This is a genomic window from Tatumella ptyseos ATCC 33301 (assembly GCF_000735525.1).
In the GTDB taxonomy this organism is placed as follows: Bacteria; Pseudomonadota; Gammaproteobacteria; order Enterobacterales; family Enterobacteriaceae; genus Tatumella; species Tatumella ptyseos.
Genome location: NZ_JMPR01000089.1, coordinates 1 through 201 on the forward strand (window position 1 = coordinate 1; position 201 = coordinate 201).

General features: G+C 67.7%; 1 protein-coding gene. It reads right to left on the reverse strand.

The features are described 5' to 3' along the window. Positions 1 to 201: Ig-like domain-containing protein (locus GTPT_RS16660; protein ID WP_038012012.1), on the reverse strand; the 201-nt coding region annotated here is incomplete at both ends.

Sequence of the window (201 nt, forward strand, 5' to 3'; positions counted from 1 at the left end):
TGCCGTGGTCTCGACCGTGACAGGAATCGCTGCCGAAGGCTGGCTGGTATTGCCGGCCGCATCGGTGACGGTGGTGGTGATACTGTGGCTGCCGTCGGCCAGGGCCGGCAGGGTGCTGCTCCAGCTGCCGTCGCTGCCTGCCGTAGCGGTGCCGATGGCTTTACCGTTGTCGAGGATAGTGACGGTGTCGCCGGCTGCCGC